The sequence below is a fragment of the Vibrio sp. A8-1 genome (assembly GCF_013048685.1).
GTDB classification, from domain to species: Bacteria; Pseudomonadota; Gammaproteobacteria; order Enterobacterales; family Vibrionaceae; genus Vibrio; species Vibrio metschnikovii.
Genome location: NZ_VHTC01000017.1, coordinates 26,886 through 42,638, shown reverse-complemented (window position 1 = coordinate 42,638; position 15,753 = coordinate 26,886). Strand labels below are relative to the sequence as shown.

The 15,753-nt window shown below is 43.6% G+C and carries 14 protein-coding genes; 5 read left to right on the top strand and 9 right to left on the bottom strand.

The window, feature by feature from the left end; translation table 11 throughout:
* Window positions 1–24: 24 nt before the first annotated feature.
* Window positions 25–1,959 carry a PrkA family serine protein kinase gene (locus FKN93_RS10705; protein WP_004394936.1) on the bottom strand — a complete coding sequence of 645 codons (1,935 nt, stop codon included), beginning with the start codon at window positions 1,957–1,959 and terminating at the stop codon, window positions 25–27.
* A 300-nt stretch (window positions 1,960–2,259) separates the two neighbouring features.
* On the opposite strand from FKN93_RS10705, the gene FKN93_RS10700 reads away from it, so the two are divergent.
* The gene (locus FKN93_RS10700; RefSeq protein WP_170905083.1) at window positions 2,260–3,015 is read left to right on the top strand and encodes a MipA/OmpV family protein; all 756 of its coding nucleotides are present in this window, start codon (window positions 2,260–2,262) and stop codon (window positions 3,013–3,015) included.
* A gap of 114 nt (window positions 3,016–3,129) precedes the next feature.
* On the opposite strand, the gene FKN93_RS10695 is transcribed toward FKN93_RS10700, so the two are convergent.
* The 5 genes from FKN93_RS10695 to FKN93_RS10675 form a co-directional block, all read right to left on the bottom strand.
* Window positions 3,130–3,630, bottom strand: a complete 501-nt coding sequence (locus tag FKN93_RS10695; protein WP_004394938.1) for a YfbU family protein — start codon at window positions 3,628–3,630, stop codon at window positions 3,130–3,132.
* Window positions 3,631–3,904: 274 nt separating this feature from the next.
* Window positions 3,905–4,645 carry a pyruvate formate lyase 1-activating protein gene (gene pflA, locus FKN93_RS10690; RefSeq protein ID WP_170905082.1) on the bottom strand — a complete coding sequence of 247 codons (741 nt, stop codon included), beginning with the start codon at window positions 4,643–4,645 and terminating at the stop codon, window positions 3,905–3,907.
* 190 nt (window positions 4,646–4,835) lie between these two features.
* Entirely contained in the window at window positions 4,836–5,828 is a 993-nt protein-coding gene (locus FKN93_RS10685) for a lipid A-modifier LpxR family protein (protein WP_154167683.1), read from the bottom strand.
* 219 nt (window positions 5,829–6,047) lie between these two features.
* Window positions 6,048–8,324, bottom strand: coding sequence for a formate C-acetyltransferase (gene pflB / locus FKN93_RS10680; RefSeq protein ID WP_154167686.1), 2,277 nt, complete (start codon window positions 8,322–8,324; stop codon window positions 6,048–6,050).
* 313 nt (window positions 8,325–8,637) lie between these two features.
* Window positions 8,638–10,182 (bottom strand): DUF3360 family protein, encoded by a 1,545-nt coding sequence (locus FKN93_RS10675; RefSeq protein WP_170905081.1) that lies wholly within the window; start codon window positions 10,180–10,182, stop codon window positions 8,638–8,640.
* 661 nt (window positions 10,183–10,843) lie between these two features.
* Here FKN93_RS10675 and FKN93_RS10670 point away from each other — a divergent pair.
* The 4 genes from FKN93_RS10670 (at window position 10,844) to FKN93_RS10655 (ending at window position 14,022) form a co-directional block, all read left to right on the top strand.
* Window positions 10,844–11,614, top strand: coding sequence for an ATP-binding cassette domain-containing protein (locus FKN93_RS10670; RefSeq protein ID WP_004394943.1), 771 nt, complete (start codon window positions 10,844–10,846; stop codon window positions 11,612–11,614).
* Between the two features lie 148 nt (window positions 11,615–11,762).
* Window positions 11,763–12,539 (top strand): ABC transporter substrate-binding protein, encoded by a 777-nt coding sequence (locus FKN93_RS10665; protein ID WP_004394944.1) that lies wholly within the window; start codon window positions 11,763–11,765, stop codon window positions 12,537–12,539.
* Window positions 12,540–12,601: 62 nt separating this feature from the next.
* On the top strand, window positions 12,602–13,342 hold the full coding sequence (locus FKN93_RS10660; RefSeq protein WP_004394945.1) for an ABC transporter permease: 741 nt from the start codon (window positions 12,602–12,604) through the stop codon (window positions 13,340–13,342).
* Between the two features lie 2 nt (window positions 13,343–13,344).
* A complete protein-coding gene (locus FKN93_RS10655; protein ID WP_004394946.1) occupies window positions 13,345–14,022 on the top strand; it encodes an ABC transporter permease in 678 nt (225 codons plus the stop codon).
* A gap of 109 nt (window positions 14,023–14,131) precedes the next feature.
* On the opposite strand, the gene xthA is transcribed toward FKN93_RS10655, so the two are convergent.
* The 3 genes from xthA to priC are packed head-to-tail and all read right to left on the bottom strand — an operon-like array spanning window position 14,132 to window position 15,752.
* Window positions 14,132–14,944, bottom strand: a complete 813-nt coding sequence (gene xthA / locus FKN93_RS10650; protein WP_004394947.1) for an exodeoxyribonuclease III — start codon at window positions 14,942–14,944, stop codon at window positions 14,132–14,134.
* Window positions 14,941–15,102, bottom strand: a complete 162-nt coding sequence (rsmS, locus tag FKN93_RS10645; RefSeq protein WP_040904204.1) for a pleiotropic regulatory protein RsmS — start codon at window positions 15,100–15,102, stop codon at window positions 14,941–14,943. Before rsmS ends, xthA begins: the two co-directional genes overlap by 4 nt.
* A 17-nt stretch (window positions 15,103–15,119) precedes the next feature.
* A complete protein-coding gene (priC, locus tag FKN93_RS10640) occupies window positions 15,120–15,752 on the bottom strand; it encodes a primosomal replication protein PriC (protein ID WP_004394949.1) in 633 nt (210 codons plus the stop codon).
* Between the last annotated feature and the right edge of the window lies 1 nt (window position 15,753).

The window sequence follows — 15,753 nt, the reverse complement described above, 5'->3', positions numbered from 1 at the left end:
GTCAGAGTCGCAACCAAGGGCTTGCTAAGAGGATTTACGCACGCGTAAATACCATTCAGACAGTAATCGAACTTGTTTCTCGGTATAACCTTTCTCCATCATGCGAGCGACAAAATCGTCGTGTTTTTTCTGATCTTCCGATGAGGTTTTGGCATTGAAAGAGATCACTGGCAGTAATTCTTCAGTATTAGAGAACATTTTTTTCTCAATAACCGTGCGCAGTTTTTCATAGCTCGTCCAAACTGGGTTTTTACCACTATTGTTAGCCCGAGCACGAAGTACAAAGTTAACGATTTCGTTACGGAAATCTTTCGGATTGCTGATCCCTGCCGTTTTTTCGATCTTCTCTAGCTCACTGTTAAGGGCTGAGCGATCAAACAGTTGGCCGGTTTCTGGATCACGATACTCTTGATCTTGAATCCAGAAGTCAGCGTAAGTGACGTAACGGTCAAAAATATTCTGACCGTATTCAGAATAAGATTCTAAATAAGCGGTTTGAATTTCTTTGCCAATAAACTCGACATAACGCGGAACCAGATAGCCTTTGACAAACTCTAGGTAACGTTCAGCTACCTCTTGTGGGAACTGCTCGCGTTCAATCTGTTGTTCGATAACATAAAACAGGTGTACAGGGTTTGCAGCGACTTCAGATTGGTCAAAGTTGAATACTCGTGAGAGTATTTTAAAGGCAAAACGAGTCGAGAGACCGGACATGCCTTCATCAACGCCAGCATAATCACGGTATTCTTGATAGCTTTTCGCTTTCGGATCGGTATCTTTGAGTGTTTCACCGTCATAAACGCGCATTTTAGAGAAAATGGACGAGTTTTCTGGCACTTTTAGTCGCGATAGCACACTAAATTGAGCCAGTAATTCAAGTGTACTTGGTGCACGTGGCGCTTTGGTCAGTTCACTGTGCTCAAGCAGTTTTTCGTAAATTTTAACTTCTTCAGAGACGCGTAAGCAATAAGGCACCTTCACGATATAAACCCGATCCAAAAACGCTTCATTGTTTTTATTATTGCGGAATGTCTGCCACTCTGATTCGTTAGAGTGAGCGAGGATCATGCCGTCAAAGGGTAGGGCGGAGAGCCCTTCGGTACCGTTGTAGTTGCCTTCCTGAGTCGCAGTAAGCAGTGGGTGAAGCACTTTGATCGGTGCTTTAAACATCTCGACGAACTCCATTAAGCCTTGGTTGGCTCGACAGAGTGCCCCAGAGTAGCTGTAGGCATCGGGATCATCTTGTGAATAGTGCTCTAGCTTACGGATATCCACTTTACCGACCAGCGATGAGATATCTTGGTTGTTTTCATCGCCCGGCTCTGTTTTGGCAATCGCAATTTGGTCTAAGATAGAAGGTCGGACTTTAACGACTTTAAACTTCGTGATATCGCCACCAAATTCATGCAGACGTTTTGCTGCCCAAGGTGACATGATGGAGCGCAAATAGCGCTTTTCAATCCCGTATTCTTGCTTGAGCAAGTCGCCATCTTCATTGACATCAAACAAGCAGAATGGGTGGTCATTGACCGGGCTGCGCTGACCATTCGCTGATAATACGTAGATCGGGCATTGCTGCATTAATGCTTTGAGTTTTTCAGCAATCGATGATTTACCACCACCGACAGGGCCGAGTAGATAAAGAATCTGTTTCCGTTCTTCTAAGCCTTGCGCTGCATGCTTAAGATAAGAAACAATTTGTTCAATCGCTTCTTCCATGCCATAGAAGTCTTGGAACGGTTTATAACGAGAAATGACTCGGTTAGAAAAGAGCCGACTCAAACGAGGATCTTTGCCAGTATCGACCAATTCAGGTTGGCCAATTGCCAGCAATAAGCGTTCTGCCGCGTTAGCATAAGCGCTTTTGTCTTCCTTACAGAGATCCAAAAACGTTTGAATCGATATCTCTTCATCCTTGGCTGCTTCATAGCGTGCCTGAAAGTGGTTAAAAATACTCATGGTAGTTCCCCTCTAAAAATGTCTCTTCGACATACAACCGCTTAAACACACAAATCCCTAATACGTTAAGCCTAGATCGCAATTGATGATTTTGCTTAAAGATTATGTATTTATTTACAAATCGTGACGTAAATTACGTCTCTGGCTAAGAAGTATTGTGCTGATGAATTGTTGCTATCAGTCTTATGATTATTAACAAAGCAAAGCGGCAAGAAGTGATTGAACAACAAAGATTGTTTCTCTTAAGGGGAACTTCTATAATGGTTATCTTTGCAACATAATCGATAAAATAGGTGAGGAATGAGAGATTCGATAGTCAAAATCATTAGTGGGTTAACGATGCTATTTACACCTTGGTATGTTAACGCTGAAATGTCTCAATGGTCAGTGGGTGTCGCTGCCGCCTATTCGCCTGCAGTTTATAAAGATACGCCCTCTAACCGTACCGTGATCCCCATCATTGGTTATGAAGGCGAGCATCTCTTTTTTCGTGGTTTTGATGCGGGATATCGCCTGTTGCCGATTCGTTCTCAGCAAAACCTAATCTTGCGGTTGGCTTATGATCCTCGCACATTACAGCCTAATGATTCTGATGATCCACAGATACGCCAGCTCAATAAACGTAAGTCAACAATTTTAGGGGGAGTGAGCTATCAACACCGTACGGCAGTGGGATTATGGGAGGCAACGATTGGCTCGGATATCGCAGGGCGACATGATGGTGTTTATGCAGAAGTGGCTTGGCGTTTCCCATTGCGTTTTGAACGTTGGGGTATCACGCCTTCGGTGAGTTATGCTTATAATTCTGATAAGCTCAATAACCATTTTTATGGTGTGTCAGCTCAAGAGTCGCTAAGTAGTGGCTTAGAACAATACAACGCTGGTTGGAGTGGGCAGTACTTTATTGGCGCGATGGCTTATTGGTCGGTTTCTCAGCATGTTAGAATATCAGGCGGTCTTCGCTATACCAATCTCGATAGTGATATTTCTTCCAGCCCTGTGATTGGTCGAGATTCATCAGTGGCCAGTACACTCGGTGTCGTCTATCTATTTTAATCGATAAGAATGCCGTTATTTCAGATCACATTTATGTTGAACAGTGTAATGTGATTGATGACAACGATGGTTAGTGCAGAGATCAATCAACCCTCTCTGCACTGGTGGCAAAGACTAAGCGTTAATAATTTTGTTGAGTTCGTTGGCTGATAAGTGATATTGCCTTGGGCAATTTCGCCATGTGGTTAACATGCGTCGGTATTTTTCACCCATAGCCACTTGGCTGTTGAAGTGGTGCTCACCCCGTTCAAATTGAGGATATAAACCTTCAGTATTGATTAGAAAACGCACGTAGTTGACCAGTTGAGCTTCAGAGGCACTATCATAACCAAGAAAATTCAAGCGACGAGCATCAACGTCACTACTCAATTTGCTATCGAGCATTTTGTATGACTCTTGCATGGCATGATACATTTCCATGACATCGATCACTTCTCGGCATTGCGCTTCAGAAATTGCTCCAAATTCTTTATTGAGCTCAGTCATTTGTAATTCATAACCCCGTTCAATAATCGTTTGTAGCCGTTTATATTGTTCGGCGTTGGCCGGATCAAGTTGGGACATTAAAACGTATTGATTAGATAGGATCAGACGTTGTGCATTAGTCATTTCCATTATTGACCTCACTGTAATCGATGTTGGTATCCCCTTCCTACCTGAACTGCCAAGTATTTTGGGTATAAATTTGCTTAAGATTAGGTTAACAGCAATGGGTGATTGTGAAACATGATCTCAACACAGATTTAATCTTAACCGAGTAAATTATCGACAATTCTAGCACGTTTATTTCTGTGTCGTTAGCTTCTGGGTGTTATAGCCGATAGGTGAATGAGTCAATCAAAAGTAAAACACCAGCCATGTGCTGGTGTTGGATTTGCAGAAGGGAAGCTTAGTATTTTACGTTGTGATGATATTGCATTAGCACATCAACAATCTTATCCATGGTTTCTTTACTGGGCGGATTCACACCTTCTAAAGGATAAGTTTCTCCCATCGCTTCCCATTTATGAGCGCCTAACTTGTGGTAAGGCAATAACTCAATTTTTTCAATATTATCCATATCTTGAATAAATTGTCCGAGTAGATGGGCTGATTCTTCATCATCTGTATAACCCGGAACGACCACATAACGCAGCCAAATTACTTTGCCAATCGTGTGTAGATAGCGTGCAAAATCTAACGTACGTTTATTGGATACCCCGATTAAGTCTTGATGAACATCATCTTTAATTTGTTTAATATCCAGTAGCACTAAATCAGTGACGTCCAAGACTTCATCAATCACCGGGGTGTATTTACGGATATAACCGTTGGTATCAAGGCAAGTGTGGATCCCTTCGGCTTTAGCCGCGCGAAAGACATCTCGTACAAATTCAGGTTGGAGCATCGATTCACCACCGGAGCAGGTGATCCCGCCGCCTGAAGCATTCATAAAATGTCGATAAGATTTCGCTTCTTTGATGATCTCTTCAACAGAGACTTCTTTACCGGAATGGGTATCCCATGTATCTCGGTTATGGCAATACTTACAACGAAATAAGCAACCTTGCAGAAAGAGGATAAATCGAATACCAGGGCCATCAACTGTACCGCAAGACTCAAATGAATGGATACGACCAGTAGTAGACATAAGTTGCTCTCATTTGCTGAATTTACCGACTATTTTATTACAAAAGGTAGGGTTTAAATAGGATTTCTTCGGGTAAGTTAAGTGTTGTTGGATGAGTTTTGTACTGAGGACGGGGTGTTAAAGTCCCAAAGAGGATTAAGATCAGTAAGGTGAAGCTTAATCCTCAATCAGTAAGAGTCTCTATCTTAATTTAGAAAAAGGCAAATAAAGACAGTGCTCCAGTGCCGTGGGTGCGGTGTTTACTTTCTTTATACTCGGCATTACTGGTGGTTAAAGTAAAACTTGCGCCGACATGAGGTCCATACCATACCACGCCAAGTACCGCGGTCGCTTGCAAAGGTTCTAGCGTCACCTGATAGTCACTGGGCTGTAGAGGTAATCCATCTAATGGCCTGTCTCCTTCAATGGTTAAATCATTAAATCGATAACGTGCTTCGAGGCCTGCGAAAACGAACCAAGCGGAGCGCGAAGCCCCGATCATCCCTGCGCGAAAAGGAGTTTCACTATCAATTTGCGCACTGCCAAAGTTAGCCGCTAAATCAGTCCCCCAGCGCAGCATCATACCTGAGGAAATATCGCTGCGAAAATTACCAACGTTCACTTCGCCAATCGCAGACAGTTCCCAAGCATAATATGGATCGTAGGCGGTGCGATAGAGATTGAAGTGACTAAGATAACCAATACTACCGGCGATTTTATCGTCTATTTGGTAATCCCAGCCGTTAGGATCGCCAGACTTAGTGATGCTGTGAACGATTTTTTGCGCTTGTTCGGATAACGCGCTATCTCCAGTGGTACCTATCGTGAGATTAAATCGTTGTGCTTGCTGGGGATGTAAACTGATGTAATTAAACTCGCTGTGTAAAAATCCCGCATAAGGGCGTTCATTCGGGGCAGGGATATATTGCTCAATATCAGAAGGCGTCCACATTTTATGACCAATCATCACCTCCCATTTATCGATACTTGAGGCTCCCCAGAGTGAAAGACTGAATGGCTTGGCAAACCAATAGGGGGTAATCGGTCTTGAGGTGTAGGAAAGAAAAAGCCCACTGGTGTATTCCCTATCCATGCCATAAACACCGTCATTATCGACTTTGAGGGAAAGGGTCGATTGGGTGGATGACCACACAAATGGAGCAAAAAGAATCAGCGGGAGTACACGTAATAATGTTAAAGCCATACGTTTTTCGTTGTCCGTAGTAAATACAAGAGTAGGTCAGAGATGGGCATGCCTATCATTCAGATCCATTAGACCCTAGTGTAACGCTTATTTTTCAGTAGGTAAGCAGATTTTTTCATGTAGCGATAGATGATGTGATATTGCAACGATTTATGCCATGCAAAAGAAAACCTCGCTCAGAGAGCGAGGTTTTTGATCAATATCGATGGTCCGAATAACTTACAGTGATTCAGTAAACGTACGCGCGATAACGTCTTGTTGTTGCTCTGTCGTTAACGAGTTGAAACGTACCGCATAGCCAGACACACGAATAGTCAACTGTGGGTATTTCTCTGGGTGTTTAACCGCATCAAGTAACGTGTCACGGTTAAGCACGTTAACGTTCAAATGCTGACCGCCTTCAATGCCTGATTCGTGATGGAAGTAACCATCCATCAAACCAGCGAGGTTGGCACGTTGTGAATCCTGATCTTTACCTAGTGCATTTGGCACGATAGAGAAAGTATAAGAAATCCCATCTTTTGCATCAGCAAACGGCAGTTTACCAACCGAAGTCAATGAAGCAACCGCCCCTTTTTCATCACGGCCGTGCATTGGGTTAGCACCTGGAGCGAATGGTGCGCCAGCACGACGACCATCAGGTGTGTTACCCGTTTTCTTACCATAAACCACGTTAGAGGTGATGGTTAAGATAGACTGAGTTGGGATCGCATCACGGTAAGTTTTTAGTTTGCGAATTTTGTTCATAAACACAGAAACGAGTTCGCAAGCAATATCATCAACGCGTGAGTCATTGTTACCAAATTTAGGGTAGTCACCCTCGATTTCGAAGTCGATAGCAATACCATCTTCATCACGAACTGGCTTCACTTTCGCGTATTTCACGGCAGACAATGAGTCGGCAGCAACAGATAGACCAGCAATACCACAAGCCATAGTACGGCGTACATCGCGGTCATGCAGCGCCATAAGTGCCGCTTCATAGCTGTACTTATCGTGCATGTAGTGGATAGCGTTCAATGAGGTGACATATTGTTTAGCTAACCAATCCATGAAGTGGTCCATCTTGTCCCATAGCTCATCATAGTCAAGATACTCACCAGTGATCTTGTCCATTTTAGGACCGACTTGGATTTTCAGCTTCTCATCGACACCACCGTTAATGGTGTAAAGCATGGTTTTCGCTAAGTTAGCGCGAGCACCAAAGAATTGCATTTGTTTACCGACGATCATTGGCGATACACAACAAGCGATTGCGTAATCATCAGAGTCCATGTCTGGGCGCATCAAGTCATCGTTTTCGTACTGAATCGACGATGTATCAATAGATACTTTGGCGCAGAAACGTTTGAAACCATCAGGCAGTTTTTCAGACCAAAGCACAGTGATGTTTGGCTCTGGAGATGGCCCCATGGTGTATAGGCTGTTTAGGAAACGGAAGTTAGTACGAGTGACTAGCGTACGGCCGTCAAGACCCATACCACCCATAGATTCGGTTGCCCAAATTGGGTCGCCAGAGAAGAGTTCATCGTATTCAGGGGTACGAAGGAAGCGAACCATACGTAGTTTCATCACGAAATGGTCAATCATCTCTTGAGCTTGAGCTTCAGTGATTTTACCTGCTTTCATATCGCGTTCGATATAGACGTCAAGGAACGTAGAGGTACGACCTAGAGACATCGCTGCGCCGTTTTGAGATTTAACAGCGGCAAGGTAGCCGAAGTAAGTCCACTGAATGGCTTCTTGCGCGGTCTCTGCTGGGCGAGAGATATCGAAACCATATTTTGCTGCCATTTTTTTCATCTGGCCAAGCGCACGGTGTTGCTCTGCAATTTCTTCACGAAGTTGCATGGTCATATGCAGATCTTCGCCGTTTTCAAATTTCTCTTGCAGCGAAGTGAACTGAGCCAGTTTATCTTGCATTAAGAAGTCAATACCGTACAACGCAACGCGGCGATAGTCACCGATAATACGACCACGGCCATAAGCATCAGGAAGACCAGTCAATACCCCTGATTTACGGCAGGCTAAGATTTCTGGAGTGTAAATATCGAACACGCCAGCATTGTGCGTTTTGCGGTATTCGGTATAGATTTTTTTAACTTGAGGATCAAGCTCACGATCGTAGGCTTTGCATGAGCTTTCAACCATACGGATACCACCGTTAGGGATCAGCGCACGCTTAAGAGGCTTCTCAGTTTGAAGACCAACGATAGTCTCTAGATCTTTGTTAATGTAACCTGCATCGTGAGCAGTGATGGTAGAGATAACAGAAGTGTCAAAATCAACAGGCGCATGAGTTGCGTTTTCCTGTTTAATGCCTTCCATTACTTGTGCCCAAAGCTTATTGGTTGCTTCAGTACCTTCAGAAACTAGGAAAGATTCATCACCTTCATACGGTGTGTAGTTCTTTTGAATAAAATCACGAACGTTAACTTCATTTTGCCAGTTACCTGCAGCAAAACCTTCCCAAGCTTTAGCAAATTGCTCTGCCATGACATACCTACCTTTATATAGTAGAAAAAACACGTACTGTTTCGCCGTTGAGCCAGCTATCTTGTGTCACACAAGAGGCAGTACACTCTATGAATAACCTTATTTATCGTTAAACCGATATACTCATCTGTTTGAGTATAAATAGGATTACTCGTTCCCTTTAATAACCAATGTAAGCTAAAAAAAAATTGCAAACCTTAAACTAAATCAATAAAACTTCAAAAATTCAGATAAAGTTTGGGTAGTGTTTAAACACTACCCAAGGTACTACCAAGACTTGTGAATCATTGTAGACTCAATTTTGGTATCTTGCTTAATGTAGCCATGCCTTAAGACCGTATTGGCTCTCAAGCATACCGACCACTAGCATAGCGACTAAACAGATAATTAATACCCCACAAGGAATGATAATTTTATCGATGAAAGATAAGCGTGAGGCGCGTTCTTTATCACCGATGAAACCATTATTATCCAAAAACATGGTTAATGCCCAAGCCAATACCGGATTGACGACCGCAGAACCAAAGATACAGATCCCCGCTGCCTGTGCATCTTTGGTATTTCTGACCATTTGCATGCCTGCTTCTAGTAGTGGAAGAAACACGCCGACTAATAGTGCAATACGCATAACGGGTGGCCATACCGCAACATCCATTGGGAAGCCAAGAATCGCGACGATAATACACAATGAACCCAATAAAATCGCGCCTGCTGGGATCGGACGTTTCGCGATGGCTGCCGGGATCATATAGGTTCCCCAAGACGATGTAATGTTACCACCACCAACGGCTGTACCGACCATTTGACGAACCGAGCACATGGTCATCGTGTCATCCACATCCATCAAGACTTTTTCTGTTTTACGCGGATAGTTAAGCTCTTGGAAAATTCGATGGCCTAAGAAGTCCGGTGACCACATTGCCACAGCAAGGATGGCGAAAGGTAGCGAAGCAATAAAGTGCTCTAAGTTAGGTAAACCAAGCATCCAACCTTGTTCGGTTGAGCCCCACCAGTAAACTGGACTTAAATTTGGTAGCCCCATTTCAGTTTGAAAGGTTAAATCAAAGCCAGCACCAAGTGCCAAAGCAATCAGTAAACCAGAAAAAGCACAGATAGGAATGGCTAACCAGCGTTTACCGTATTTAGCTAAAAGTGCATAGATAACAATGTTAATGCCCAATACGATTAAACCGATATAACCAAGGCTACCCGCTTCGATAGTCGCAGATTCCAAACCGGTTGCCCAGGTCTGAATGGAGCCAATTTGACTCATCGCACCGGTAAAACCGAGGAAGATTAATAGTCCGCCAGCGGTGCCTTCCGATGTCAGGTTTACCAGCTTAGAGCCACCTTTAAAGTAGCTGAGTAATAGACCAAATACCCCCAATAAAATAGCTAAAGCAAGTGGGTGAGCACCTGCTAGGGCGATGGTAGCAATGAGGGGGATCATTGGTCCGTGGTTGCCAGCAAGGTTAGCGCGCGGATTAAAAAATCCAGAAGAAAGAATACAGAACAAAAGCGCGGGGATCAGCATTTCAACCCGAGCGACCTCAATCGCAAACTCTTTACCCAGTTCGATATGATCCCAAGCGGCGGTTAATCCTTCGGCCCAAGACATCATTACCGCAGAGTACATGGCAATAATACCAATGGTTCCAGCGAGAGCTGGGACCAAATCTTCCCATTCAAAGCGGAAGTCACGACCAGGAAGGTTCAACGCGAAGCGACGAGGCTTCATGATTTGCAGTTCATGGTCTAGATAATCGGAGCGGCTAGCAAACTCAGATGATGGACGATGCAGTTCTTGATAACTCTTCGTCTCGATGTCTGAACGCTCTTGATTGATGACGTCTGACATAGATTCCTCATATTAATAAAGTTAATAATTCTGGTTGAATTCAATGTAACTGGCGATTGGGAAAGCGATTATTTGCGTAGTGATAACGTTAGTTTTGTTATGCCATTGTGTTAACTAACATTATGACTATAGAGCATTATTAATCTTTTTATTTGTTGGCGAGTTTAACGTGCTAATCGACTAGGATGATTGATCTTGATCACTTTAAGATATTATATGAAATAAAACTACATAAAATCCCAAAAATCAGCCACATAGTGCCTACTTGTTTGAAATGTTTTTACACAAAATAGAATTTGCAACATCGCTTAAAATCATGGGTGTGATGCTTCGATACGGCCTGTGGGTTGAGAGATAGTATTGAAAATGCGCTTATCATTAAATGAAACCTGTTAACAAAGAGGGACTCAGGACACAAAAAAGCGGTCTCTGTTAACAAAAAACACACTTATCCAGATGGGTGATTTTCACCGCTGGTGGTTTTTTATTCCCCAATGTGATTTTTTAATGGCTTTATTTGACTTTAAATGCATGTAAATAAAATAAAAATCCAAATTACCTATGGTTAACAATTTGTTGCGTGCTCGCAATTTGAATGCTAGTTTGTACCAAAAATGAGCAGGATTGCTCAGTGTTGATTCATGACAGGGAGCGAAAGCGCATGAATGATGTACCCGCGCTGGATATAAAAAATCTCCACAAAGCCTTTGGACAAAATGAGGTGTTAAAAGGCATTTCATTACAAGCTCACAAAGGGGATGTGATCTCGATTATTGGCTCATCGGGATCAGGAAAAAGTACCTTTCTACGCTGTATCAATCTTCTGGAAATACCGACTTCCGGTGAAATTTGGGTGAACAATGAATTAATCCAAATGAAAACTAACCGACAAGGCGCATCATTACCCGTTAGTGAAAAGCAAGTGCAACGAATTCGTTCGCGCCTTGCCATGGTGTTTCAAGGCTTTAATCTCTGGTCACATATGACGGTATTAGAAAATGTGATTGAAGCTCCCATTCATGTTCTGGGGTTCGGTAAAGATCAAGCCATCGCGAGTGCAGAAAAACTGCTCAAAAAAGTCGGGTTATATGAACGCCGTGATTATTACCCCGGTCATTTATCTGGCGGTCAGCAGCAACGCGCAGCGATTGCTCGAGCTTTAGCCGTTGAACCAGAAGTATTACTGTTTGATGAACCCACATCGGCATTGGATCCGGAGCTTGTCGGCGAAGTGCTTGGGGTGATGAAAGATTTAGCGCAAGAAGGCAGAACCATGTTGGTTGTCACCCATGAAATGGCCTTTGCGCGAGATGTTTCTAATCATGTGCTGTTTTTGCATCAAGGTGTGGTTGAAGAGCAAGGCGATCCTCGCCAATTGTTTACTCAGCCAAACTCTCCTCGGTTAAAGCAATTTATCTCATCGATTTATTAAACGCTGAGGGTATCGCGCTACCTTGGTTAACCCCTTGGTTTTAACGGTAACTCAGATAGGGATTTCAACGTGTTATATCGTCACTGTTTCTTAATCCTCCTTGAGGAGAAAAAGAGCAGGGCAACCATACCATCACAGGAGTAGGGAAATGAAAAAGTGGTTATTAATCGTAGCGATAGCAGCCTCAGCATTGTCGGGTATTGCGCAAGCGAAAGAATGGAAAACGGTGCGTTTTGGCATTGAAGGCGCTTATCCTCCTTTTAGTTGGACAGAGGCGGATGGCTCACTGCGTGGGTTTGATGTGGACATGGCTAATGCGCTTTGTGCTGAAATGCAAGTCGAATGCGTGATTATTCCACAAGATTGGGATGGCATCATTCCGTCACTATTAGCTCGTCGTTACGATGCCATTATTGCGGCGATGTCCATTACTGAAGAGCGTAAAAAACGTGTTGATTTTACAAAGAAATACGCACAAATCCCGAATCGTTTCATTGCTAAAAAGGACGCTAATCTTGATTTTACGCCAGAAGGCCTAAAAGGGGTACGTATCGGTGTCCAACGAGCCACCACGCATGATAAATACCTAACCGATAACTATGGTCGTTCAGTCAATATCGTTCGATATGGATCATTTGATGATGCGTATCTTGATTTAGCGAATGGGCGAATCGCAGCGGTATTGGGTGATGCCTCTGCGCTAGAAGAAGGGATGCTTAATCGACCAGGAGGCGACGGTTATGAGTTTGTGGGGCCTTCATTAACCGATCCTAAATGGTTTGGAGAAGGGATGGGGATTGCAGTTCGTAAACAAGATAAAGCCCTAACCGAACAACTTAACCGTGCGATAGCGTCGCTGCGAGAAAAAGGCATTTATCAACAAATCGCGGCACAATACTTTAGTTATGATGTGTATGGTGAGTAACCACGAAAACCTACGTAATTGGGGGTGAATTCGCCCCCATATTTTGAGCAAGGAAGGCGTAAATGCTCGATCTTCAAGGATATGAAACGGCTATTTTGCAAGGTGCGTGGCTGACGATTCAAGTGGCATTATGGTCACTGTTATTAGCGATGATATTGGGCATGCTCGGTGCATTAGCTAAGTTAGCGCCATACCGTTTTGCAAGAAGTATTGCCACATTGTACACCACGGTAGTCAGAGGTATCCCCGATTTAGTCTTAATGATGCTGATTTTCTTTGGTGGGCAAATCTTATTAAATAACAGTTTATTTGCCATCAATGAATGGCTTAATTCACTCTTATTATCACGCAATCCCGATCATCGGTGGGTCTCTTACCTACCGGACTATATCAATGTCAGCCCATTTATTGCAGGAGTGTTGACGATAGGATTCATCTTTGGGGCTTACATGGCAGAGACCTTTCGCGGCGCGATGATGGCGGTTGATAAAGGTCAGCTAGAAGCGGCTAAAGCCTATGGTATGAGCGGGTTGCTCACTTTTCGCCGAATTCTGTTGCCGCAGATGATACGACATGCACTGCCTGGTTTTGGTAATAACTGGTTAGTGTTGTTAAAAACCACTGCATTGGTCTCGATTATTGGTTTAGAAGACATGGTTCGAGTCAGTTCATTAGCCGCCGGTTCAACGCAAATGCCTTTTACTTTCTATTTATCTGTTGCCTTGATTTTCCTATTTTTCACCAGCGTTTCCACCGGATTACTGAAGTGGGTTGAGCGTAAATTTACTATTCAAACGAGGTAGCGATGGATTTTTCAGTCATTTTACAAAGCTTACCTCTGTATTTTTCTGGCTTATGGACCACCGTTTGGTTGGTGGGGTTATCTTTAGTGATCGGCTTAGCTGTGGCTATTCCCTTAGCGATTGCTCGTAATAGCTCACTGTGGGTGATATGGCTACCTGCTTGGTGTTATATCTATTTCTTTCGTGGCACTCCACTGTTAGTGCAGCTGTATTTGATCTATTACGGTATGGATCAATTCTTCCCAGTGAAGGATACCTGGTGGGAACATGCTTGGTTCTGTGCTTTGGTGGCCTTTATTTTAAACACTTCCGCTTATACTGCCGAGATTATCCGTGGCGCGATTAATGGTCTATCGAAAGGGGAAATTGAAGCGGCAAAAGCTTATGGCATGAGTCCATGGTTGACCTATCGGCGGATTGTTTTACCCAGTGCATTACGTCGGGCGCTCCCTGCGTACAGTAATGAGGTCATTTTTATGCTACACGGCAGCGCAGTGGCCGGTATTGTGACGATACTTGATCTTACGGGGACGGCTCGTTTAGTCAGCTCTCGCTACTATGCGCCTTTTGAAGCGTTTTTAGTCGCTGGACTGTTTTATTTATTGCTGACATTTTTGATTCTATGGTGCTTCAAGCGTGCCGAAAAACGTTTCTTGGCTTATTTAAGGCCGATCAGTTAGCACTAAATAAATGTTGATATAGGCTTTTCGTCGATCAGATGCTCTACTGTCCAGAGGATAATGTACTCGGTGACTGTTAATAGCTAATAGCAAATCACCGAGTAAATGATTAATTACGCTTAAATACTGCCCAAATCGGCGCATGATCAGAGGGCTTTTCAATCGCTCGCAGTGGGTAATCAATATCGGATTCAACGCAGTCTATAGCGAGTGAAGGTGTCGCGAGAATGGTATCAATACGCAGGCCACGGTTATCATCAAATCCTCTAGAGCGGTAATCAAACCACGAAAATTTATCTTCAACGCTGGGATGAAGTTTACGGAAAGTATCTTCTAATCCCCAATCCAGTAAGCGTTGTAGCCATTGACGCTCTTCCGGTTGGAAAGAGCATTTCCCTGTTTTTAGCCAACGTTGACGGTTCACTTCACCAATACCAATGTCTAAATCGATAGGGCTGATGTTAATGTCACCCATCACAATGATCGCTTCATCTGGTGTGTGATAGTCGGTGAGATAATTCATTAAATCTTGATAAAATTGACGCTTATAAGGGAACTTGGTTTCGTGATGAATATTATCTCCTTGTGGGAAATAACCGTTCAATACCGTTACTTTATCGCCATTCTCATCAAGAAAGGTGCCGATAATCATTCGTTTCTGGTGGTCGTCATTATCCGTTGGAAAGCCTTTTTGCACTTCCAGTGGCGCTTTTTTACATAGCAATGCCACGCCGTAATGGGCTTTCTGGCCGTGAAAATAGACGTGATAACCCATCGCTTCCACCGCTTGGACAGGAAATGCTTCATCGTGCACTTTGATTTCTTGCAAGCCGATAATATCGGGTTGATGTTTATCAATTAGGGCTTGCAGCTGATGCAGTCTTGCTCGTAATCCATTGATATTAAAACTGACAATTTTCATTTATCTTCCTTTAATTTGCTTTCAAGGTCGCGTTTTACGTAATCGAGAGCGAGTAAGGCAGTACGTGGATCCACCTGATTCGATTCGAGAAGATAGATAAGATCGACGGCCAACTTAATTTCATCGGGCGCATCATCTAAAGTCGGGAGAGGGGACATATCTCGTTCTCATCGTTCTATTGTGAGCCGTTATTCTGCAGGTTAATCAGTTGTGCTTCAATGATCGCTTTCGCTTGTTGGCAACGGTTAAGACGCTGTTTGGCTAAAAATAGCGCTTGTTGTGCCTGTGGATAGTAGCGTGCTGAGGTTTGTTCAAGTTGATATTGTCGGTTAAGCACTAACGTCAATAGACGCTGCTCCCATCGTTGATGCTGGATTAACTGTTCGGCTAATTGAGATTCACTCATATCCTTAGCTAAAGTAGGATGTTCGCTATCTAGCCCATCGCGTTGCAAACTATTCTCCCATTCGTCCACCACGCGTTGCAACGCCTCTAATTGAGCACATAAACGATCGCTTAGGTGTTTGACTTGCACCAGACAGGGGCTGGAGGCATGGCAAATGTGGTGTAATTGAGAGAGCGTCTGTTCCGCTTCATGCGCACACGACTTTAATGAGAAGACATTTTTTTTGAACAATTGATTATCAAACCAGCGCCTAGTGTGATGACGATATTGCGTGTCGATAAGCTCGGCGTGACGCATTAAGCGTTGCAGCCGTTTAGTCGCTGATCCGAACCGGTCATCGTTAGTGATAGGTTTACTGTGAGTCAATCGTTTAGAGCGAGCGGGGAATAACGGTTTCACCATG